Source organism: Algoriphagus yeomjeoni (assembly GCF_049821175.1).
GTDB classification, from domain to species: domain Bacteria; phylum Bacteroidota; class Bacteroidia; order Cytophagales; family Cyclobacteriaceae; genus Algoriphagus; species Algoriphagus yeomjeoni_A.
On the sequence record NZ_CP187512.1, the window covers coordinates 2,595,503 to 2,617,940 of the forward strand.

The window sequence follows — 22,438 nt, forward strand, 5'->3', positions numbered from 1 at the left end:
ACTCCAAATCCGCTTATCCAGTAAAATAAGCATCCAGCTCAGTCAGCATCGCTGATTTATCTCTCAGGTCATTGATAATTTTACCTTTTTCAAGCAGTACGATACGATCACAAATTTCGGTGACGTGAGTTAGGTCATGGCTGGAAATCAAAAAGGTTACCTGCGATGCTTCCTTCTCTTGAAGAATTAATTTCTTCAAGCGGATCTGAGAACTTGGATCTAAATTTTCAAAAGGCTCATCCAGGAATACTACCTCTGGGTTGCCCATTAAGGCTGCCGCTATACCTACCTTTTTTAGATTACCCTTAGATAGGTCACGGATGTATTTCTTTTTCCCGACTATTTCATCGTTGAAAAACTCAGTAAACTTGCCGAGATGAAGTTGTAAATCGGCCTCAGATAGGCCGTATATTTTGCGAAGCGTCTGAAAATACTCATCAGCAGTCAGGTAAGACAATAGCATATGCTCATCCAAATAGGCTCCAGTTGTTCTTTTCCAGTCTTCAGATTTACTCACGTCCCGCGAATCGATTTCCACTTTTCCCTGAGAGGCACGAACCAGATCGAGCATAATCCTAAAAAGGGTCGTCTTTCCAGCCCCATTGTTTCCCACTAGACCAAAACATTCTGATTTTGGTATCTCCAGCCTTGCCACGTCCAGGACCACGGCTTCTTTATATTGTTTTTTCAGATTAATAACTTGAATCATAACTCTTGACGGAATGAAGATGAAATTTCGTATCGGTTCGCTAAAACTCGATTAATATTGATAGTTGAAAGCTTATTGAAGAAAATAATCCCTATTACCCCTACGGTGCTTAAAGCAGCTAACCCAGCGTAGAAATTGAAAAACATGGCAAATGGCAAGTAAATTACATATGGAGCCACCATCATAGGAATAATCATAAGAAACTGAGCTGCGCCTACTCCTTCATAATTGAACATTGCTCCCTTATTCAGGTCCATGGGTTTCGGCTTCCAGAGAGCCAGATAAATAATCAAATGAATCATCACTCCAGCATTAAATAAGAAAGTAGCCAGGTGAATCAGCAGGAATGACCAACCAAAATACACATAGGGAATTGACAATAAAAAACACAATAAAGAGATGGATAGAAGCAAGAGGTATTTACCTCTTACCAAGTTTTTAATACCATCTTTTCGGTTAAGAAAAAAGTCAAAATATCCGGAGTTCCAGCTTAAGAATAGTTGACCATATTGAATCATAAAAATACCTGTAATAAATATTCCTACGAAAATAAATATGTTCTGCATAGGCCCATCCTTATAAGCTGGGTTGTCATAAAATATAGTACCGTAAAGCAAGAAAAAAGCACTGAGCATCAGGAAAGTACGGCTCTTCTTATGACGGATTATCAATTTCCATTCCAGGTCAGCAAGCTCCCCAGCCATTCCAAATCTTGAAAAGAAACCAACTGACTGATTTACAAATCTAACTTCTTCCTCCTTGGCCAAATCTTCTAGATAAGCATTATTGAGATAGTAGGAGAACGCCATGTAATACCCTACAAAACATAGAACTAACATGATCGCCAATGGTAAAAAACTACCCATCGCCAAGGTGAAGAATGGCGCTACTATTTCACCCAGATTAAACCACCCCATGTAGGTAGATCCTCCACCTAGAAGCAGAATCACAAACACAATCACTACTCCAATCAAACTATCTTCAAATCGCTGCTTGAACCACAGCATAAACCAATGCAAAGTCCAGCTGATAAATAGGATAGTCCCCAGCCAAGAAATAGCTCCTTGAACTCCATATTGCATAGAAATTTCTGTGAATGCGAATGGACTAAAGAGTATTAAAGCAATAATGCTTAATGGAGAGAAAAATGATCTCCCTAGTAACATATGCATAATTTTCTTTTTGGAAATAGGCAGATGTAGCAGGCTTTCCAACTCTATTACGGGCAGTTTCTGGAGGAAATATCTATACATGAATTCCACCAGAAAAAAGAAGATTAAGCCTGAATTCAGAACCTCTATAGGGTCTTGTCCTTCAGCAATTTCACCCAAAATCCTACTTAGAAATATCCCAGCCATCAGCAAATACCCTAGGAGCATAATCGCCAGAAAGCCTAGGAAAATGGCAACCATTACGCTTTTGGCAAATGATGTGGATCGGAAACTTTTTAGGAATTCCAGTCGAACCAGTTCAAATAACATATAAAATTAAAAGTAAGTCGGGGTATAATTTGAACTCAAAATATAGGGAAAAGATCCTTCAATCATAGGCCCACTATGTAATAAATGAATTTTGAAGGGATTTAGAGACCTTCGAGGTTTTCTAAACCTCAAAGGTCACAAAGCCAAAATAAACTCCTCTACCCTATTATATTCCCTTCCAGCATATTTAATCAATAAGGGATCTCTGCTAACCTCAATAGCTCCTGCCAATTCTTTTATCCCAGCCTTTTCAAGTGCTTTTGAAATCCAATTAGCGAGCTCCTCGGGACCTGAAATTTCAAATTTCAAATCTTGAACCTTAGACTCAATCCTTCCCTTTTCCACACTAAAATGGAATTTCTTTCCTGGTAACAATTGATTGATCTGACCTGAGATTACTAAATCCTCAGGCAAGCCAGAAATCAATGGAGTTCCACAATTCAACAACCAAAACCGATCTGCCGTTTCCAAAGCAATCTCCAAATCGTGAGTTACGACGAGAATAGCTTTTCCCTGATTTTTGGAGATTTCTCTCAACAAATGCATGATTTCGTAGCGATTTACCAAGTCCAAATGCGCCGTTGGCTCATCCAACACCATCACCTTTCCATCCTGAGCTAACGCACGTGCAATCAAAGCTTTTTGTCGCTGACCGTCGCTGATTTCGGAAAGTCGCTCATCGCGCAAGTATTCTATTTTCGTAGCGGAAAGGGCATTTTGAATCACTTCTCGATCTCTACCTTCGAGTTTTCCCGTCCAACCCGTATGCGGAATTCTCCCCATAGCTACCAATTGCCCCACAGTCATATTTCCTGGTAAAAATGGCTCAGTTAATACAACAGCTAGTTCTTTAGAGAGTAGCTCATTGGAATAGCCAGAAATAAGTTTCCCTTTGAGTAAAACTTCACCTTTGAAAGGCTTCAATTGACCTAAAATTGCTTTTACCAAAGTAGATTTCCCTACGCCATTCGGCCCGAGCAAGCAGGTCATTTCGCCGGAAAATAGCTCAAAATCCAACCCATGAAGAATCTCCTTTTGGACTTTACCTTTGGTGTAACCCAAGCTTAAATTTCTCCCGATTATTGATGCTTTTCTCATGGCTTAAAATTCCTTGCTGAAGTTTTTGCGAAGCACCAAACTGATCACTATCGGAGCTCCAACGAGTGACGTCACGGCATTAATGGGCAAAGTCTGGGCGGAACCTGGCAACTGCCCAACGGCATCACATAGAAGCAACAAACTCGCTCCAATCAATGCGGACGCCGGAAAAAGAATTCGATGATCTGAAGTTTTCCAGACAATCCTAGCGAGATGAGGAACTGCGATTCCTATAAAAGCAATCGGTCCACAAAATGCGGTAACACTTCCAGCCAACAAACCTGTGCTTAGAATCATCAGCCAACGCAGGCGATCAGGATTGATCCCCATGCTTTTTGCGTAGCTCTCACCGAGAAGCATTCCATTATATGATTTCACTGAAGCGATCACAGGTACAATTCCAATGACATTCACCAAACCTAACACCCAAACCTGATCCCAAACCAGTCCTCCTAGGCTACCCATGGACCAAATGGTAAATAGCTTCAATGCTTCTGCTCCAGAAAAGTACGAGAGAACAGAAATAACCGCCGATACAGCCGAGCCAAACATCAATCCTACGATCAAAAGCGTCATGCTATCTTTGACTTTCCATGCAGCTAGACTCACGGTGAGCAAGACCAAACTTGCGCCTAAAGTCCCAGCAATGGCAATGGCCCAGGGGTTGATAGCTCCTCCAAAGGCTGCAAAGCCAAATGCTGAACCGGCCAACATCAAGATCGCTACGCCCAATCCTGCACCTGAACTAATCCCCAGTACGAAAGGTCCTGCAAGCGGATTCCTGAAAAATGTCTGCATTTGAAGGCCGCTAATGCTCAGCCCAATTCCAGCTAAGATTGCGACCAAAGCTTTGGGCAATCTATAATTCAAAATAATCTGCTCCCGTGATGCCTTATTCCATTCTCCAGTGAATAGCCCACTCAAGATTTCACTGGGAGAAATGGATACCGATCCCAAGCTGACATTCAATAGGAAACTGAAAAGCAGCAGAATCAGAGCAGCCGACAGAAGAAGAAATGGACTATTTTTTTGCATGGAGTTGTTGATAAAAATACAACTCATAATCTGGAAGTAGGTCGGGATGAAGGATTTTGATGAGATCTTTCAAAATCAAATCCGGTCGCATATAGCCCAACTCAAAATACTCCAACCCTCCTGCTCTACCTCGTTTCTGGGTATAAGAAAAAATATTTCCTGTTTTGAAAGCTTCAAAAGCTTTATATCTAGGCTCAGCATTACCCATAGTTTCTAAGTCTGGAAAATCAGCCGAACCAATCCAAAAATCAGCCTCTAAGGAATTTTCAAGCACATATTCATAGTTCAATTGAGCAGATCCCGTTCCTTTTTGATCTGAGAAAATATAGTCTCCACCAGCATTCTGAAGGATTTTCGCTCCCCAGCTTTCACTTCCCGGCGCATACCAAATATCCTGATAAAGCACGCCACTAAGCACTGTTGGACGTATAGAATCAGCAAGGGACGCACTCAGTTTTTCCGCTTCCAAATAGTCATTTTCTACTTGCTCAAAAGCTACTTTGGCTTCCTCATATTTCCCCAAAAGCACTCCGGTAAACTTAATCCATTCTGCTCTTCCAAGTGGATGTTGCTCCACATATTCCCCGTTAATTACAGCAGGAATCCCCGCCTGAGCCAGCAAATCCAAGTACTTCAGATCACCTCCCAGCGTAGAAATCATGATCCAATCCGGCGTCAAATCGATCACCATTTCGGTGTTTGCCGAAGGTCCAGCTCCCAAATCTTCCACCTTGCCTGCATCAATTTGTTGCCAGGTTTTCTCTGAAGAAATCAGATTCAAATTGGGAAAACCAATCAACTTTTCAGTCACATTCAGCATGTCCAAATGTGAGATTTGCGTGGTAGAAGTAAGCACAATTTTCTCAACCGGAAGTTGAATTATTGCATCATAATTCCCTTCAGGTTTTTCTGCATTTTCTTCTAAAACTAAATACCTGAAAATTCTATCCGCTCCTGTCCAAGCCTGGGTAACTTCCACCTCCCAAAAAATATTTCCTCTAGAAATGGAAAATCCAGAAGCATAGCTTAAGTCTATTTTTTCAGGATTCTCACCTTTGTCTACTTTAGCATCATTACACGCTGTAAAAGAAAAGGTTACAGCTAAAAAAACTGAAGTAACAAAGTGCCTAAATGGATGATTTTTCACAGAATTTCTTGGAGATATTGAAAGCCAAAATAAGCGCGGCTTTTCGCCACTTCCAAAATTTCTCTGCAAACAGATTTTTTTTCTAAGCTTTCCCAATCTACTTTTGCAGCCGAAATAGGTTCCCAATCTCGCATCTGAGCTCTTGGGATTAAAAGGGAATTTGGTGTAAAACCAAAGCTGTCCCCGCAACTGTAAGCCTAGCGGATTTTTCCGCAAATGATTTGTCAACCGTGCCATTGTTCCGAAACCAATTCGGGATGAGAAGGCGGCAAATTAGGTGAGCCAGGAGACCTGCCCATTTCTGTTGATTCTGTGCTTTCGGAGGAAAAGCAATGAAGAAAGTACCAGAGCTGAATTATTGGCCTCGTTCCCTTCTTCCCATTTCTCTTTAAGCCTGAATCGGATTTATAACTAATTCGATCAGGGATGTTTTTGCTTTTGTGGGCAATTTCTTTTGTGGCGCCTAGCCAAACTCAGGACACGGTCAAGCTCGACCAAGTGGAGGTCTATGCGCCTGCTTTGGATCGTTTTGCCCAAGGGCAAAAAGTCATGAGCTGGGAAAAAGAGGACTTGATTGACTACCAGGGCCGCTCACTTGGAGATATTCTTCAGGAGCAATCGCCAGTTTTCGTCAGGCAATACGGAGCCGGAATGATCGCTTCCCCATCTTTTCGAGGCACTTCAGCGGGACATACCGCGGTTTTTTGGAATGGCCTGCCAATCAACAGTCCCTCGCTCGGGCAAAGTGACTTATCCATTTTGCCTATTTCCGCCATCGATCAAGTGAGTTTGCAGTTTGGAAATGCTGGAGCACTTTTTGGAAATGAAGCCATAGGCGGATCGATCCATTTAGGAACTCAAACACAATTCGGTAAAGGATTTCATGCAGGTATTTCTCAGCAGATTGGAAGCTTTGGGATGTTTAATTCTTCGGCTTTTGCAGGTTTCTCTTCAAAAAACTTCAGTAGTAAAACCAAAGTTTATCGAGAGTTTTCAAAGAACAATTTCCCCTACAAAGACCTGGGACAGCATGGTACACCAGAAGTCAAACAGGATCATGCTCAGTTTGAGCAAATCGGAATTGTGCAGGATTTGGCTTGGAATCTGAATGAAGACAACCAATTGAAAACAGCTTTTTGGTGGAATAAAACCAACCGGCAAGTTCAGCCTGTGATGGGTTCACAAACAAATGATGAGCAGGAAGATCAGGCTTTTAGGGCAGTGATTGATTACTTCCATTTTGAAAAAAAGTCCCTTTGGAATCTGAAAACTGGGTTTGTGAGAAACGAGCAACTTTTCAATGCCAGTCAAAACAACAGCACGCAATACTTTTTGGCTGGAGATTGGGATCAAGAGATTTCTACCAAGTGGACTTCGAAACTTGGCGCCAGATATACGCTAACAAAAGGTCATCTCAGTACCTACCTAGCGGGTGATGAGCGTATCGAATTGTATCAAAGCACAAAATACTCACCTTCTGAAAATCTATCTTTTGCACTGAACCTTAGGCAGTTGATTTACTCCGGCACCTTTGCTCCATTTACTCCTAACCTTGGAATGGATTGGAGCTTTTGGAACCGAAACTCTCAGTCCTTACAACTTAAAACTTCTATCGGAAAAGGCTTCAAAGTTCCGACGCTGAATGATCGTTTTTGGAATCCTGGAGGTAATCCAGACTTGCTTCCCGAAGAAAGTCTGAGCGGAGAAATTGGCTTGACATGGAATAAAACAGGGAATCTCAACTGGACTCAAAGCCTGACTTATTACAAGATGTCCGTGGATAACTTGATCATTTGGCTACCAAAAGGAAGCTTCTGGACTCCGGAAAACATCAAAAAGGTCAGCAACCAAGGTGTAGAATATCAAGGAAGTTTAGATGGAACTTTTGGGCTTTGGAATTGGGAATTGACGACCTCTTACACTTACTCCAAAGCAGTAACCACCAAAGGAACCGACGAAAATGATCAGTCTGTCAGCAAGCAATTGCCCTATACGCCCCAGCATCAGGCTAACGCAAAAATCAGAATCGAGAAGAACGGTTACTCAGCTATTGCAAGCACATTTTATGTAGGAGAGCGATCTGTCACAGCTGACAATCCTCGCATGATGCCTTCATTTCAGCTTTTCAATTTCGGACTTGCCTACGACCAACTTGAGATCGGAATGCTGCAAGTTCCTCTAAGTTTTCAAATCAATAATGTTTTTGACACCGACTACCAAGTGCTCTATCTCAGAGCCATGCCGGGAAGATCTTTTCAATTTAACTTATCTATAACAATATGAAACTAAACCAACTACTATGGGCTTCTGCCCTGATCTCTGTCTCTTTTGCCTGCTCTGATAGCGGAGAAGAAAAGCCACTAGGCAAATACGACAACGGTATCCTGATCATGAACGAAGGGAACTTTGGAACAAACGATGGAGAAGTCTATCATTTAAATCAAAATACGGAAGAACTTCTACCTAATATTTTTGAAGCTGAAAATCTTCGTCCATTTGCTGGCTTATTAGAAGACATAGTGCTTGAGGCAGATAGATTATACTTGGTGGCAAACACCGGAAAAGTAGAAATAGTCAATCCAGCTGACTTCAAAAGTTTAGGGGCAGTTTCTGCAGAATTGGACCAACCAAGATCTTTAGCTGTGAACGGAAGTAAGCTTTTCATCAGTGATTATGGTCCTTATAATGCTAGCTATGCTACGCCAGATTCTTATGTAGCCGTGGTAAATGGACTTGACGGTGGAGTCGTTTCAAAGAAAATCGAAGTCTCGAACAAGCCTGAGGATCTTTTCTCACATGGCAATTTCATCATCGTAGCTGGTTCTGAAGAAAACAAAATCGAAATCATCGACGCAACTCAGGAAGTGGTGGTCTCAACAATTGACTTGGAAGCATCTCCAAAACAGTTTTATGCTGTAGGTAATGTGCTTTGGATCTATGCAGTGGCAACCGATGAAGTGATTTTCTATACCGTAAATCTGAGCAGCTTGACTTTAGGAAATACATACACTGTGCCTGTCGCTAATGCTACTAGCAGGATTGCATTCGACGGAGATGACGAAATGTATGTTTTGACTAGCTCTGGATGGCCAGATTACAATGATGCTGTGGTTAACATTGACATAGAAGGAAGCTCTGCTACTTTCACTGAATTAATGACAGGATCAGGGCTCTACGGAATTGGTTACGACCATAACTTGGATCAAGTTTATGTTTCCAATTCCAATGGATTCCAAGGTAATGGAACGGTAACTGTTCTTTCTGAAACTGGTTCTGTGATCAGAACTTTTGAGGCAGGCAGAGGCCCCTCTGGGTTCTTGGTTTATTAAGGTTGGAAGATTTTAAAATTGGAAGATTGGAAAATTAGTCTCTGATAAAACAAACTTTCTTACGATGTAACTAGGTGAAAAAGCCGCTAAGATTGATTTCTCAGTGGCTTTTTCGCTTTAAATTCTAAATTACTAAAATTCAAACCCATAAAAAGACGGCTTTTTGTGGATTTTATTCCATAAAAGGACGGACTTTTATGGATTATATTCCATAAAAGTCTATATTTGAGCATGAAATTTAATAGAATTCATTTTCATAACCTTTCAGCAAAGCTACAGGACAAGAAAGTGATTATACTGATAGGTCCCAGACAAGTAGGGAAAACTACCCTAATTTATGATTTGCTAGCTGGAAAGGATTATCTATTTCTAGACGGGGATGACCCAACTACCAGACGATTGTTAGATACACCTAACACAATGCAGATCAAATCGATCATTGCTGAATACAACTATGTGTTTATTGACGAAGCTCAGCGGATCGAAAATATAGGAATTACTGCAAAGATAATCCATGATCAAATGTCGGAAGTGAGATTGATCCTGAGCGGATCATCTTCTTTCGAGCTATCAGGATTAACTCAAGAGCCCCTTACTGGGAGAAAAGTGACCTTTCATCTTTATCCTATCAGCTGGAAAGAATTCGAGCAAACCGTAGGATATGTCGCCGCAGAACAGGATCTGCCTAACCGGCTGGTTTACGGCTTTTATCCAGAAATAATCACCAATGTAGCTGATCAAGAAAATCTACTGTATGAATTAACAGAAAGCTATCTTTATAAAGATGTGTTGGCTTTGGGGATCATCAAAAAACAGGATGTAATCTTCCGCCTTTTGCAACTTTTGGCTTTTCAGATGGGGAGCGAAGTGTCTTACAATGAACTTTCCAGATCATTGCAGATCGATGTAAAAACCGTCATTAGCTATATAGATCTCCTCGAACAAGCCTATGTGATCTATCGCATGGGAACTTTCAGCAGAAATCTTCGCAAAGAAATAAAGATGAATAAGAAAATCTATTTCTATGATAACGGAGTCCGGAATGCACTAATCAAAAACCTTCAACCACTTGCCTTAAGAAACGATATTGGAGCGCTTTGGGAAAATTTTCTGATGTCCGAAAGACTGAAGTATCTAGAATATCAGGGAATAAAAGTCAACAGCTATTTTTGGCGTACCAAAAACCAACAGGAGCTGGACTATCTCGAAGAAAAAGACGGGAAATTGAAAGCCTTTGAATTCAAGTGGAATCCAGATGCAAAATTCTCAATTCCTTCTGCATTCAAAGAGACTTACACAGCTGATTACAATTTAGTTCACAGGGAAAATTTCAGAGAATTCATCCTCTAAAACCCCATCACTTCTGCCTAACAATCCCTTCTAACTCGTTCAATTCAAATTCAAGGTCCGTATATCCCAGCACATACGGACCTATTTCATAAGGTATGTAAGTCAGTACAAACTTCCCATCCTTGTACCCGATTGCGTTGGGAAGAAAAAAACCAGTTTCAGGCAAAAAGAACCCTGCTTCTTCTAATGATTTTCCTTGTTCCACCTCATGATATTTTCTGAAAGCAGTTTCTGCCAATTCCAGCATTTTATCCTGATCCAAAACTACTCGATCAAAGCTTAAGTACTCTCCCGTTTGCTTATCGAAATTCATATAATAAACACTGGAATTTGGATGAGCTCCGCCAGAGAAATTGTATTCGCTAAATTTAAAACTCAACGTACTGTCCGATTCATAGCTTTTCTCTACGTCCAACTCAACCGCCCATCCTCCAGGAGCATCTGGAAAATCGTTAATGAAATTTTCGAAAGAAGTCAGATAATCATTGGCGGCAGAATCCAGGTTATCATAGGTTTTATCTTGTTGAAAGTAAGCAAGCAATTGATGCTCTATTTCTTCATTGATTGTAGAAGCCGCCGGTACATTTTCAGCGATTGGCCAACTCAATTCAACCTTGGCACAATTATCATCACTACACCTTTCAGAAGTAAAGGTTTTTGTGCTGAAACTAATATCCTCCACGATTTGCTCTTCATCTTGTGTTGGTCTTCCACAAGCTACACCTAGGAATAAAAATATAATTAGCAGGTATTTCATTTATAGTTTTTGGTTGGAATGAAAAAAAGTACTTATCAAATCCCTCGCCAAAGCCAATGGACTGAGCTCTCCATTTTCAACTCGCGAACGATTTTGAGTGAGCATTTTCTGGACTTGCTGATGTTCCAAAAAGAATTTACTAAGTAAAAATTGTAGGTTTTCATCTAGCCAGTTCAACCTCTGCTCAGCACGATTTGACTCCCAAAAGCCTGACCTAAGCATTTTGCTTTCAAAGTCTAGAATCATTTCCCAAATTTCCATCAAACCTTCCCCATTCAATGAAGATGCCGTGATCACTGGAGTTGACCAGTTATTTTCTCCAAGAGGGAATAGGTGAAGGGCATTTTCATAAGATGATTTTGCTTTCTTGGCACTCGTTTGATTATCGCCATCAGCTTTATGAATTACGACGCCGTCAGCCATTTCCATAATTCCTTTTTTGATTCCCTGCAGCTCATCTCCAGCACCAGCTAGCATCAGCAAAAGAAAGAAGTCAACCATGCTTTTTACAGCAGTTTCGGACTGCCCCACTCCCACCGTTTCTACAAGAATCACATCAAAACCTGCTGCCTCACAAAGCAGCATAGCTTCCCTTGTTTTGGAACTAACACCACCTAGGGTATTGCCCGTTGGGCTAGGGCGAATGAATGCTCGCTTATCTCCAGCCAATTTTTCCATCCGGGTTTTATCCCCAAGAATACTCCCTTTGCTTTTTTGGCTGGAAGGATCCACTGCCAAAACAGCTACAGATTTACCTGCTTCTATAAGCAACTGACCGAAAGCCTCTATAAAGGTGCTTTTCCCAACTCCAGGAACTCCTGTGATTCCAATTCTGATTGATTTCCCAGTATGAGGTAAAACTTCTTGCACCAAATCAGATGCCAATGCTAAGTCACTTTCCAGGGAGCTTTCCGCCAAGGTAATCGCTTGGCTAAGCTTCGTTCTATCCCCAGAGAGAACCCCTTCTTTGTATTCCTGTAGCGTGAAACGTTTTCTCATTTTGGATAGCCTTCGGTAAAACTCACATCCCCCATCGGGCTCTTTTGGTACGTAGCAATCACATAAGGTTGCATGCCTTGAGTGAAATATGGATCGGTCGGAGACAGCTTGATCTCCTGATCTATCCCATCATTGAAAAAGAACACGACTGTACGTCCATATTTCGTATGTGGCATCGCATCTCCGTATTCCCGCATCCATTCCTTCGAACTATCCAGAGCCTTTACCGCATATATCCGCACCACCGGACCGGTATTGTTTTCATTTCTAAACGTCGACAGCTCTTTGTATTTCCCATCGAATCGCTCCATTCCTGGCTGAGAGAGTGAAGCCATGGAGATGTAAACTACAAGTCCAATCACGATAAGGGTGATAATCCAGAAAATGATTTTAGAGCTTTTCAAAATTAAGGTGCGGTTATAAAGATTAGGCCTTAATTTAGCCGAAAATCCCGAGAATGACCTTCGAGTACCTCAAAGCACTTCATATCATTTTTGTAGTCACCTGGTTTGCAGGGCTATTCTATATCGTCCGATTATTCATCTATCAGACTGAAGCAATGGAACGCCCAGAGGCCGAGCGATTGATCCTCAAACCTCAGTTAGACCTGATGGCCTCCCGCCTTTGGTACATCATCACCTGGCCCTCTGCCGTGCTCACTTTGATTTTTGGGACTTTAGTATTGACCTACCGCTTGGAGTTCTTGCAGCTGCCTTTTATGCATGCAAAATTAGCATTCGTCTTCTTATTGTACTGCTACCATGGCTGGTGTCACAAACTCTTCAAAGAATTGCAAGCTGGTCGAACCAGATGGACCTCAACACAGTTGAGGATATGGAACGAGGCGTCCACGATTTTACTCTTTGCTATTGTATTTTTGATTGTATTGAAAAGCACTTTGAGCATGGTTTGGGGTTTGGCTGGATTAATCACACTTGGAGTAAGCCTGATGCTCGCCATCAGACTCTACAAAAAATTTAGAAAAAGCTAATGAATTCTGTGAAAATGAAGTTTTCAATCTTCTCCCTTCTTATTATTTCAATTCTATTTTCTCAATGCAAACCTGCCGGAGAAAAGAACACACCACTTCCAAAACTTGGCAACTGGCATGTGGATGAAAAAACTGTAGATGGGAAGCTCGTTCAGGACACAGTTTATCATACGATTGCAGACTTTTCATTTACAAATCAAGAAGGAGAAACCATCACTAATGCATCTGTAGATGGTAAAGTTTATGTAGCGGATTTCTTCTTCACTACTTGCCCAACGATCTGCCCGATCATGAAAAAAGAAATGATTCGTGTGTATGAGAAATTCGGTGACAATCCAAATTTTAAGATTCTGAGCCATACCATTGACCCTAATCACGATACAGTCGAGGTGCTAAAAGATTATGCTCAGAAACTGGGAATTGAAGATGCAAAAACATGGAATTTTCTTACCGGAGAGGCTGAGAAAATCTACGAACTTGGACAAACTAGTTACATTACCACTGCCCAAGTTGATCAGAACGAAGCAGGTGGATTTCTTCACTCGGGCGCTTTTCTACTTATTGATGATGCGGGGCACATTAGGGGTGTTTATGACGGCACCAAGGCTGATCAAGTAGATAAGTTAATTTCTGATATCCCAAAGCTTTTGGAGTAATGAAGAGATTTCTAATACTACTATTTTTTGCGGCAGCATGTAGTCCCAAAAGCTCCAATGAAGAGAATACACTGGCACAAATAGAAGATCCCGAAGTAATGAAATATGCTGTGGAAGGAAAAACTATCTACGAAAACCACTGCGGGAATTGCCATCAGGCAGACGGTCTGGGTTTGGGTAATTTAATCCCCCCAATAAAAGATTCAGATTATTTCAAAGAAAGTATTCACCGAACTGTTTGGATTATGAAATATGGGCAGGAAGGTGAAATAATGGTGAATGGGCAAGTTTATAATCAACCCATGCCAGCAAGCCCAAAACTTACTCCTTTAGAGATTTCACAGATAAGTACCTACTTATATAATATCTGGGGAATGAATGAAGGGAAAATCACTTCAAAGCAGGTGGAGAAATACCTTCAGGAAAAGCCTGAATTTTAATTAATTCAGAAGTTCATCGGCTTTTGCTAACACCTCTTTCATTTCTACATTGACAGCAGATACAAGGACCATTTGCTCTTCCAGATACTGTTTAATCTCTTCAGGTGATTGTTCTCCATCCTTAGGCTCATATTGACGCATCCACTTGAACATGGCTTCATGTGCATGATTCAGATCGTAGGCAAGTGCTTTATATTCTTGGATTTTAGCTGAATCTTGAGGACTTCCTTTCTCGAGTTCACCTACTTTTTCTAGAGCTCTTCTTTCCAAAGATTTCAGATTACCCATTTTTGGCATAACTTCATCATGAACGGCAATTACTTCTTCACGAAGTATTTCATTCTCACTTGGACTCTTTGGGCCACAAGCTTTTACCAATAAAAATGAGGAGAAAATTAAAAATAGAATTGTACGCTTCATAAATACTATAATATTAGGCCGTAAAGTTACTATTAAATCTATAAATAGTGGTATAAAGTAAGATCATAATAGAAGGTGATTTATTCAGCTTAAGCTATTATTTTTAGATGCTCTTAAACTAGAAAAGAATGAAACCATTTTGCTTTGCCGATGGGCAAATTATCTCCTCAGAAAAAGCCACCTTACATCCTATGGACCTAGGGCTAATTCGAGGCTACGGGATTTTTGATTTTTTCCGAACAGTTAACTTTAAACCTCTTTTTCTCGAAAGTTACTTGGATAGATTTTTGGCATCTGCTGAGAAAACCTTTCTTCCGTTGGATTATTCCCGAGCAGAGTTAAGGGCTATAATCCACGAATTGATTGAGAAAAACAATTTGAAAGAAGGAGGAATTCGAATGGTGCTAAGTGGTGGCGTTTCTCCAAATCACTTTTCACCTGCCAAAGGAAAGCTATTTATCTTCGCAGAATCACTGATTTTCCCTGCTCAGGAAAAATATGACAAAGGCATCAAATTACTCTCTCTGGAGTATGTACGCCCTATCGCCGAAATCAAAACAACGAATTATGCATACCCCGTTTGGGACAGCATCCGGTGGAAAGATGCAGGCGCTGAAGATGTAATCTATCATATGAACGGCATACTAAGCGAGAGTTCCCGAAGCAATTTCTTCATCGTAAAGGATGGGATTATTAGTACTCCAGACTTGCATGTGCTGATGGGAATTACACGAAAGAATGTAATAGACTTGGCTGGTCATGTGCAAATCAGGCCTATTAGTATGCAGGAGGCTTTGAATGCTGACGAGGCTTTTATCACCAGTACCACCAAGGTCTTGCTTCCAGTAACTCAAATCGATGAGCACGAAATAGGGACCGGAAAACCTGGGTCTGTGTCCCTTGGATTGTTGGAGAAATTCCGCGAGTTGGAAAAGGAGATTTGTTTCTAGAATAGAAATGAAGTCAGAATATTGAAAGGTTTAGTCTTAATTAAAAGACTAATATCTTTTAATAAACAAATCTGAGATTGGAAATAAGCAATGATCGTAGCGAGGAAAACTATGAAATCTATGATCCTATATGGTCATAAAACATTTAACTATATAGTCACATAGAAAAACATAGAAATGCGATCACTTCATCTGCAAAACATATATTAGTTAGACTTTGGTCCTTTTGTCACTTTATGGTAAAAAAGGCAGTTTGTTTGCTCTTTTATTGAAGTACAGACCAGAGAATCTATCTCGCTTAATTCACCAGTGTTGCGTTCTTCATAATGTACATGAGTTTCTCAGGATCTTTACTATTTAGAGTAAGTGTACCTCGAACTCGAACTCTATTGGAAGTGTATTTGATGGGCGAAGCCATATCTACTTCCATCACAGTTTCCGGACCGCCAGATCCGCAGAAGAAGCATTCTGCCAAAGGCAAACTGGAAAGAATAATATGCTCCGGCTTGAACATTCCCTCAAAAGGAATAATGTAGCCATCAGCCTCCACTACTTTACCTTCCATTTTGGTGATATTTTCGGAAAAGACAGGAACATAGAGCTCACCATATTCATCTTCAGAAATTTTATAGGTTACCTCAGAGAGGTTTTTCCATACATTGGTGCTTTGTGCCAAAAGAGGCACCTGTCCCAAAATCATCAGTACAACTGCCAGAACGGCTATTTTTAACTTTCTCATATATTCGGGTTTTAAATCAGCCGCTAGTTAAGCCTTTGTCAATTGCTTTGCAATACTTGTTTGATAAGCTGCAAATGCTGGGATAATCGAAGCCAAAACTCCAACCACTAACGCATAAACTACTATCCAAAGTTCTTGTTTGAGGAAAACCCATGGCTGAAGAGAAGCAACAACGCCTTGCTCATTCTGAGAAATAATTACCGAAAGAAAGGAATGCCCTAATAAAATCCCGAGAATTGCACCCATAAAGGTTAGCATAATCCCTTCTAAGAAAATCAGGAGTAACAGTTGAGCTCTCGACGCTCCAATTGCTCGTAAAATCGCCAGGTCATATTTCCTCTCTTTAAGTGAGTTAAATAGCGCAATGAAAATCCCCAATCCAGAAATACCAATTATCACCACTGCAAGTCCCTGAAGTAAAGTAATTCCAACACCAAGTAATTCGAATAATCTGGACATCTCAAAAGAAGGAGAAGCAGCCTGCATAGAAGTCCCTGAATTGATCAATCGCGGGAGCTGAATAGCCGCCATGGGATTTCTATATTGGATCAATAGGGTGGTTAGATCTCTGGATTCGGTGGTCTTTGGAAAGCCTTTTACAGCAACTGAATCGGAAAGGCTCATTTGCTGATGTTCCATATGATTCATTGTTGAATCCCCCGCATTTACTTCTGATCCTTCGTCATGGGTGTACCAAATAGATTCCACACTAGTAAGGATCAATCGATCGAGTACATTGCCTTTTCTATTCAATACCCCAACAACTTTGAATTTATTCGCCTCATGCTCATGACTTCCAACACTAATGCCATGACTTCCCACGAACTCATCACCTACTGAATAACCTGCTTTCTCGGCTACTTCTGCTCCCAACACCACCTCAAACGGTTTAGCCCAAAGCACACCACTGTGAAGTTGAGTTTCATAAAGCGCTGGATAATCGTGATTCGTCCCGACGATTCTAAAACCTAGGTAATTATCTCCCAAAGCCATTGGGATAATATTTTTCACCAATCTATTTCTCGAAAGCTTTTGTGCTTCTTCCATTGGGATATTTCCGGTAGGAAAATCAATGTGATACACACCAGCGAGAATCAATTGCAACGGGCTTCCCTTTGCTCCTACAACCAAGTCAATTCCGGCTGCATCCTGGTTCATTTTCTTTTCAAATTGATCTTGGATAAGTAACAGCACCGTAATGATAGCCAATCCAAGAGCAAGTAAAAACACATTCAACCCTGTAGAAAGTGGTCTGAAAGTCAAATATTTCCAACTTAGTTTAAATAAATTCATGCCGCTTTCACTTCTACAAAATTTGGAATATGAGCCTTTACACGTTGGTCATGAGTGACAATAATTAAAGCCGCACCGATCTTGGCAGCTTGAGTCTTGAGAAGGTTAATGACTATCTCAGTATTTTCATCATCTAAGCTGGAAGTTGGCTCATCAGCCAGAATTAATTTCGGGCTATTTGCAAGCGCTCTAGCAATTGAAACACGCTGAGCTTCTCCCTCACTCAATGTTAATACTGAAGATTTAGCTTTTGTCGCCAGCCCCAATTCCCCAAGTAGGTCCTTAAGATTCTGCCCCTTTTTCTTACCGAAAAAGTGAGCCATTTGGAGATTCTCTTTCACATTTAGAGCTGCTAAAAGATGTGGTTTTTGGAATACGATTCCTATTTCCTTCCCACGAAACAAGTCCAACTCCTGCCCTTTCAAACTAGCCAAATTCTTACCTGACAATTTTATTTCTCCTGTCTCAGGTTTGAGTAATCCAGCAAGTAAATTCAACAAGGTAGTTTTCCCAGAACCAGATTTCCCTAGCACCAAAAGACATTCGCCTGCTTCTAAAGAGATATCGGGGAAAATCAATTTCTGTTGTCCAGGATGCTTGTATTCTATGTTTTTTGACTCAAAGAGCATAATTAACTAACGGGAATTTCCACTTTAAAAGTTGTGCCGTTTTTGGTATCACTGTCAAAGCTGATCTGCCCCTTCAGCACATCGATACATTTTTTGACAATCGATAGTCCCAACCCTGATCCTTCTACAATTCCCACATTTTTCGCCCTAAAAAAGCGTTCAAAAAGCTGGTCTTGCTCTGCTTTAGGGATACCAATTCCCTTATCTTCAATCGTTCCTACCAATTTTTTACCATCAAATTCCAATTTGAATACCACTTCCTGACCATCCTTGGAGTATTTCACGCTATTGGATAGTAGGTTTTCGAAGATCTGATAGAGAAGCTCACTATCGGAGGTGATCACCTTCGGAAGGTTTACCAATTCAGTCTTGATTTTCACATCATTTTCCTTGCTAGCACTTACGGTATCGAGAACTTCCTTTACAAATGCACCTAAGAACATCTTTTTTGGCCTGAACTCTATTTTATCAGCATCTGCTTTTCCAAAAAACAATACACTAGTCAAAAGGTTGTTCAGTGCTCTGACAGAATTCTCAATTTTGAAAGCATGCTTGGTGATCTTCGGCTTGAACGGGTGATCTTTCTCGGCATAAAGTTGGAGCAATTGTGCAGAACTCAAAATCGAAGTCAGTGGAGTTTTGAATCCATGAGAAACGTTCAGTACGATTCTAGATTTTAATTCATTGATTTCCCGTTCTTTTTCCAAAGCCTTCATCAGCTCCTTGTTGGCATTATAAAGCTCAATGGTACGCTGTTTCACTTTCTCCTCCAGCTCATTATTGAGCTTTTGCAGTTCCTTTTCTTTCCTGTCTTTATAGATTGCCAATTCTATCACCATGTTCAATTCACGGATATTAAACGGCTTGATCACATAGGCACTCGGATTGGTACCAACCACCTTGTTAAGTGTCTCAGCATCAGAGCTTGCACTCAAATAAACGACGGGAACATCGTAAATTTCATTGATGATCTCAGTAGTTTTTATACCATCTAATTCTCCTGCTAAATTGATATCCATCATCACCATATCGGCGTGATTTTCAGCTAAAATCTCAAGCGCTTTTTCTCCAGAATCTGCTATTCCAAGTATTTCGTGTCTGTTTTTCTCTAAAGCTCGCTGAAGTAAAAGTGCTGAAACAGGATCATCTTCAACGATGAGAATTTTAAGGCTAAACATAGATGATGTTGGATGTGATAAATCTATTTGGAACCGAAAATATAAAAAATATATGTCTACCAAGTGGAAATAGTACAATTGCTTCGCAAAAGCCCCTATTCTTTTATCTCACTTTATTAAGTCGCAAATATAAAAGAGATAGTCTTTAGGTAATTCCCTTGTTGTAGAACTCAAGTTTGTCAGGATTCTTAAAGATTCAAGGAATTCCCAGCATATTGTCACCCTTTTCTTTTGTGGGTGGTGGGTTTATTATATTTTTGTGCCAAACTATAGAAATCGCATCATGAGTGTACTAGTAAATAAAAATTCCAAGGTGATCGTACAAGGATTCACCGGGTCTGAGGGTTCTTTTCACGCACAGCAAATGATCGAATACGGTACAAACGTAGTCGGCGGTGTAACTCCTGGTAAAGGAGGCTCGACTCATTTGGAAAAACCTGTGTTCAACTCTGTAGAAGAAGCTGTTCAAAAAACTGGTGCAGACACTTCCATCATTTTCGTGCCACCGGCTTTTGCTGCTGATGCAATCATGGAAGCTGCTGATGCAGGCATCAAAGTAATCATCGCTATCACTGAAGGTATTCCTGTAGCTGATATGATGAAAGCTAAGCCATATATCATTGAAAGAGGTGCTACGCTTATCGGCCCTAACTGTCCAGGAGTAATCACTCCAGGAGAAGCAAAAGTTGGTATCATGCCAGGTTTCGTCTTTAAAACAGGTAGAATCGGTATCGTATCTAAATCAGGTACATTAACTTATGAAGCTGCAGATCAAGTGGCTAAAGCTGGTCTAGGCGTATCTACTGCTATCGGTATCGGTGGAGATCCTATCATTGGAACTTCTACTAAGCAAGCTGTCCAGTTGCTAATGGAAGATCCTGAGACTGACGCGATCGTGATGATCGGTGAGATCGGAGGAAACTATGAAGCTGAGGCTGCAAAGTGGATCAAAGAAAACGGTAACAAGAAGCCTGTAGTGGGATTCATCGCCGGACAAACTGCTCCTGCTGGACGTAGAATGGGTCACGCTGGTGCGATCATCGGTGGAGCTGACGATACGGCTGCTGCCAAAATGAGAATAATGAGAGAAAATGGAATTCACGTAGTAGATTCTCCAGCGGAGATCGGCGCTACCATGGCTAAGGCTTTGGGCGTGAATGCTTAAAATATGTTGGATGTTGGGTGACCGATGACCGATGTTTTGAAACCGCTTCGATTAAGTTCGGAGCGGTTTTTTCTTTTTTAGTAGCTAGATGTAAGACATAAGTATCAAGACCCGAGACTTGACATTAACCTATAAATTCCAAAAAGCTAGACTTCAAATTTAACTAGCTGAACAATCTCAAATTTTCAATTAAAAATTTCAAATCTGAAACCTTACCTTTGCCGCTTCAATTCTAAGACTTATGATTTCAGTAGATAACGTAGGCGTCATTCACAGCGGCTCGACCCTTTTCAGTAATGTTTCCTTTGCCATCAACGAAACCGACAAGATTGCCTTGATGGGGAAAAATGGTGCTGGTAAATCCACTCTTTTAAAGATCATTGCTGGCCAGACCAAACCGAGTTTAGGATCTGTTTCGGCTCCGAAGGACTTTGTGGTGGCATATCTTCCTCAGCACTTGTTGACTTCAGATGATTGCTCCGTGATGGATGAGACATCCAAAGCTTTTGCGAGCTACCTGAATATGAAGACGGAAATCGAGCGAATCAATGAGGAATTGACTGTGAGAACTGATTACGAATCGGATGAATATTATAAGCTGATCGAGCAAGTTTCGGAATTAAGTGAGAAATTCTATGCTATTGAGGAGGTCAATTACGAGGCAGAAGTGGAGAAAGTATTGCTTGGTCTGGGTTTCGAGAGAACTGATTTGACACGTTCCACTTCAGAATTTTCTGGAGGATGGAGAATGCGGATTGAGTTGGCAAAAATCCTTTTGCAAAAGCCTGATTTGATCTTGCTTGATGAGCCTACTAACCACTTGGATATTGAATCCATTCAGTGGCTGGAAGACTTTCTATTGAACAAAGCCAAAGCGGTTGTGGTGATTTCCCACGATAGAGCTTTTGTGGATAATATAACTACCCGCACAATCGAGGTGACCATGGGTCGTATTTACGATTACAAAGCTAAATACAGTCACTACCTGGAGCTAAGAAAAGAGCGTCGTGAGCAGCAACAAAAGCAATATGAAGAGCAGCAAGCTACGATTGCAGACATTCAAGGTTTCATCGACCGCTTCAAAGGAACCTATTCCAAAACACTGCAAGTACAGTCCCGCGTGAAAATGCTGGAGAAAATGGAAATCATCGAAGTAGATGAAGTAGACAGTTCTGCCCTAAAACTCCGCTTCCCTCCTTCTCCACGATCAGGAAACTACCCTGTAATCGTAGAAGACATGAGCAAAAGCTACGACGAGCATGTGGTCTTTAAGAATGCTTCCATGACTATCGAGCGCGGGCAGAAAGTCTCATTTGTCGGTAAAAACGGTGAAGGTAAATCTACCATGATCAAGGCGATTATGGGCGAGATCGACTTTGAGGGCAAGTGTGAATTGGGCCATAATTCAATGATTGGCTATTTCGCTCAAAACCAAGCTTCTTTGCTTGATGAGAGTTTGACCATTTTTGAAACGATCGACTATATAGCAGTTGGAGAGATCCGAACTAAAGTAAAAGATATTTTAGGCGCATTTATGTTTCAGGGTGATGCCATCAATAAGAAAGTAAAAGTGCTTTCTGGCGGTGAGAAGACACGTTTGGCTATGATCAAACTTTTACTTGAGCCGGTGAACTTGCTTATTCTCGATGAGCCTACCAACCACTTGGACATGAAAACCAAGGACATCATCAAAGACGCTTTGAAAGCTTTTGATGGCACGTTGATTATTGTATCTCACGATAGGGACTTCTTGGATGGGCTGGTAACTAAAGTGTTTGAGTTTGGAAACAAGCGGGTGAAAGAGCACTTTGAGGATATCAATGGATTCCTTAGAAATAAGAAGATTGAGAATTTGAAGGAAGTGGAGAGATAGTCGGTTGTCGGTTGTCGGTTGTCGGTTGTCGGTTGTCGGTTGTCGGTTGTCGGTTGTCGGTTGTCGGTTGTCGGTTGTCGGTTAAAGCGAACTCAAGCTATTGAAATAGGTTTCAAAAGGAAGGTTATATAAAGCTACTTGACACAATTAGTAGCAGACTTAAATTAGATTAAAAAAAAAACGGCAGTCGCTAAACTGC

At 41.0% G+C, this 22,438-nt stretch carries 22 protein-coding genes and 1 riboswitch; of the genes, 9 read left to right on the forward strand and 13 right to left on the reverse strand.

What is annotated here, in order from left to right; translation table 11 throughout:
* Positions 1–13: 13 nt before the first annotated feature.
* The 5 genes from ACPUEN_RS10215 to ACPUEN_RS10235 form a co-directional block, all read right to left on the reverse strand.
* Positions 14–709, reverse strand: coding sequence for an ABC transporter ATP-binding protein (locus tag ACPUEN_RS10215; RefSeq protein WP_425635788.1), 696 nt, complete (start codon positions 707–709; stop codon positions 14–16).
* Complete coding sequence (locus ACPUEN_RS10220; RefSeq protein ID WP_425635789.1) at positions 706–2,190, reverse strand: DUF5687 family protein; 1,485 nt, start codon at positions 2,188–2,190, stop codon at positions 706–708. The genes ACPUEN_RS10215 and ACPUEN_RS10220 overlap by 4 nt, the downstream gene beginning before the upstream one ends.
* 135 nt (positions 2,191–2,325) lie before the next feature.
* Positions 2,326–3,288, reverse strand: coding sequence for an ABC transporter ATP-binding protein (locus ACPUEN_RS10225; RefSeq protein ID WP_425635790.1), 963 nt, complete (start codon positions 3,286–3,288; stop codon positions 2,326–2,328).
* 3 nt (positions 3,289–3,291) lie between these two features.
* Entirely contained in the window at positions 3,292–4,323 is a 1,032-nt protein-coding gene (locus tag ACPUEN_RS10230; RefSeq protein ID WP_425635791.1) for an iron chelate uptake ABC transporter family permease subunit, read from the reverse strand.
* Positions 4,310–5,539 (reverse strand): ABC transporter substrate-binding protein, encoded by a 1,230-nt coding sequence (locus ACPUEN_RS10235; protein ID WP_425635792.1) that lies wholly within the window; start codon positions 5,537–5,539, stop codon positions 4,310–4,312. The genes ACPUEN_RS10230 and ACPUEN_RS10235 overlap by 14 nt, the downstream gene beginning before the upstream one ends.
* 30 nt (positions 5,540–5,569) lie before the next feature.
* Positions 5,570–5,783, forward strand: a riboswitch (cobalamin riboswitch).
* Positions 5,784–5,896: 113 nt separating this feature from the next.
* Between ACPUEN_RS10235 and ACPUEN_RS10240 the strand changes: the two genes are divergently transcribed.
* From ACPUEN_RS10240 to ACPUEN_RS10250, 3 genes are all read left to right on the forward strand, one after another.
* A complete protein-coding gene (locus ACPUEN_RS10240) occupies positions 5,897–7,753 on the forward strand; it encodes a TonB-dependent receptor (RefSeq protein WP_425635793.1) in 1,857 nt (618 codons plus the stop codon).
* Entirely contained in the window at positions 7,750–8,799 is a 1,050-nt protein-coding gene (locus ACPUEN_RS10245; RefSeq protein ID WP_425635794.1) for a YncE family protein, read from the forward strand. The genes ACPUEN_RS10240 and ACPUEN_RS10245 overlap by 4 nt, the downstream gene beginning before the upstream one ends.
* A gap of 231 nt (positions 8,800–9,030) precedes the next feature.
* Entirely contained in the window at positions 9,031–10,149 is a 1,119-nt protein-coding gene (locus ACPUEN_RS10250) for an ATP-binding protein (RefSeq protein WP_111610896.1), read from the forward strand.
* 7 nt (positions 10,150–10,156) lie between these two features.
* Here ACPUEN_RS10250 and ACPUEN_RS10255 read toward each other — a convergent pair whose 3' ends face one another.
* The 3 genes from ACPUEN_RS10255 to ACPUEN_RS10265 are packed head-to-tail and all read right to left on the reverse strand — an operon-like array spanning position 10,157 to position 12,309.
* Positions 10,157–10,906, reverse strand: a complete 750-nt coding sequence (locus ACPUEN_RS10255) for a PdaC/SigV domain-containing protein (RefSeq protein WP_425635795.1) — start codon at positions 10,904–10,906, stop codon at positions 10,157–10,159.
* Positions 10,907–11,905, reverse strand: a complete 999-nt coding sequence (gene meaB / locus ACPUEN_RS10260) for a methylmalonyl Co-A mutase-associated GTPase MeaB (RefSeq protein ID WP_425635796.1) — start codon at positions 11,903–11,905, stop codon at positions 10,907–10,909.
* Positions 11,902–12,309: a hypothetical protein gene (locus ACPUEN_RS10265; protein ID WP_425635797.1), complete on the reverse strand. Its 408-nt coding sequence runs from the start codon at positions 12,307–12,309 to the stop codon at positions 11,902–11,904. Before ACPUEN_RS10265 ends, meaB begins: the two co-directional genes overlap by 4 nt.
* 53 nt (positions 12,310–12,362) lie before the next feature.
* Here ACPUEN_RS10265 and ACPUEN_RS10270 point away from each other — a divergent pair, with 53 nt between their 5' ends.
* From ACPUEN_RS10270 to ACPUEN_RS10280, 3 genes are read left to right on the forward strand one after another with little or no spacing between them, the layout of a single operon-like run.
* A complete protein-coding gene (locus tag ACPUEN_RS10270) occupies positions 12,363–12,896 on the forward strand; it encodes a CopD family protein (protein WP_425635798.1) in 534 nt (177 codons plus the stop codon).
* A 14-nt stretch (positions 12,897–12,910) separates the two neighbouring features.
* Positions 12,911–13,552 carry an SCO family protein gene (locus tag ACPUEN_RS10275; protein WP_111610937.1) on the forward strand — a complete coding sequence of 214 codons (642 nt, stop codon included), beginning with the start codon at positions 12,911–12,913 and terminating at the stop codon, positions 13,550–13,552.
* Positions 13,552–13,992, forward strand: a complete 441-nt coding sequence (locus ACPUEN_RS10280; protein WP_111610891.1) for a c-type cytochrome — start codon at positions 13,552–13,554, stop codon at positions 13,990–13,992. Before ACPUEN_RS10275 ends, ACPUEN_RS10280 begins: the two co-directional genes overlap by 1 nt.
* On the opposite strand, the gene ACPUEN_RS10285 is transcribed toward ACPUEN_RS10280, so the two are convergent.
* A complete protein-coding gene (locus ACPUEN_RS10285) occupies positions 13,993–14,412 on the reverse strand; it encodes a hypothetical protein (RefSeq protein ID WP_425635799.1) in 420 nt (139 codons plus the stop codon). It lies immediately after the preceding gene.
* Between the two features lie 128 nt (positions 14,413–14,540).
* On the opposite strand from ACPUEN_RS10285, the gene ACPUEN_RS10290 reads away from it, so the two are divergent.
* The gene (locus ACPUEN_RS10290; RefSeq protein WP_425635800.1) at positions 14,541–15,362 is read left to right on the forward strand and encodes an aminotransferase class IV; all 822 of its coding nucleotides are present in this window, start codon (positions 14,541–14,543) and stop codon (positions 15,360–15,362) included.
* Between the two features lie 298 nt (positions 15,363–15,660).
* Here the strand turns inward: ACPUEN_RS10290 and ACPUEN_RS10295 are convergent, their stop codons facing one another.
* From ACPUEN_RS10295 to ACPUEN_RS10310, 4 genes are all read right to left on the reverse strand, one after another.
* The gene (locus ACPUEN_RS10295; protein ID WP_425640181.1) at positions 15,661–16,062 is read right to left on the reverse strand and encodes a hypothetical protein; all 402 of its coding nucleotides are present in this window, start codon (positions 16,060–16,062) and stop codon (positions 15,661–15,663) included.
* A gap of 66 nt (positions 16,063–16,128) precedes the next feature.
* Complete coding sequence (locus tag ACPUEN_RS10300; protein WP_425635801.1) at positions 16,129–17,394, reverse strand: ABC transporter permease; 1,266 nt, start codon at positions 17,392–17,394, stop codon at positions 16,129–16,131.
* Complete coding sequence (locus ACPUEN_RS10305; RefSeq protein ID WP_425635802.1) at positions 17,391–18,023, reverse strand: ABC transporter ATP-binding protein; 633 nt, start codon at positions 18,021–18,023, stop codon at positions 17,391–17,393. The genes ACPUEN_RS10300 and ACPUEN_RS10305 overlap by 4 nt, the downstream gene beginning before the upstream one ends.
* Before the next feature lie 2 nt (positions 18,024–18,025).
* On the reverse strand, positions 18,026–19,201 hold the full coding sequence (locus ACPUEN_RS10310) for a hybrid sensor histidine kinase/response regulator (protein ID WP_425635803.1): 1,176 nt from the start codon (positions 19,199–19,201) through the stop codon (positions 18,026–18,028).
* 283 nt (positions 19,202–19,484) lie between these two features.
* Here ACPUEN_RS10310 and sucD point away from each other — a divergent pair, with 283 nt between their 5' ends.
* Both sucD and ACPUEN_RS10320 read left to right on the forward strand, forming a co-directional pair.
* Positions 19,485–20,366, forward strand: a complete 882-nt coding sequence (sucD, locus tag ACPUEN_RS10315; RefSeq protein WP_091697283.1) for a succinate--CoA ligase subunit alpha — start codon at positions 19,485–19,487, stop codon at positions 20,364–20,366.
* 241 nt (positions 20,367–20,607) lie between these two features.
* Positions 20,608–22,239 carry an ABC-F family ATP-binding cassette domain-containing protein gene (locus ACPUEN_RS10320; protein ID WP_425635804.1) on the forward strand — a complete coding sequence of 544 codons (1,632 nt, stop codon included), beginning with the start codon at positions 20,608–20,610 and terminating at the stop codon, positions 22,237–22,239.
* Positions 22,240–22,438: the final 199 nt, after the last annotated feature.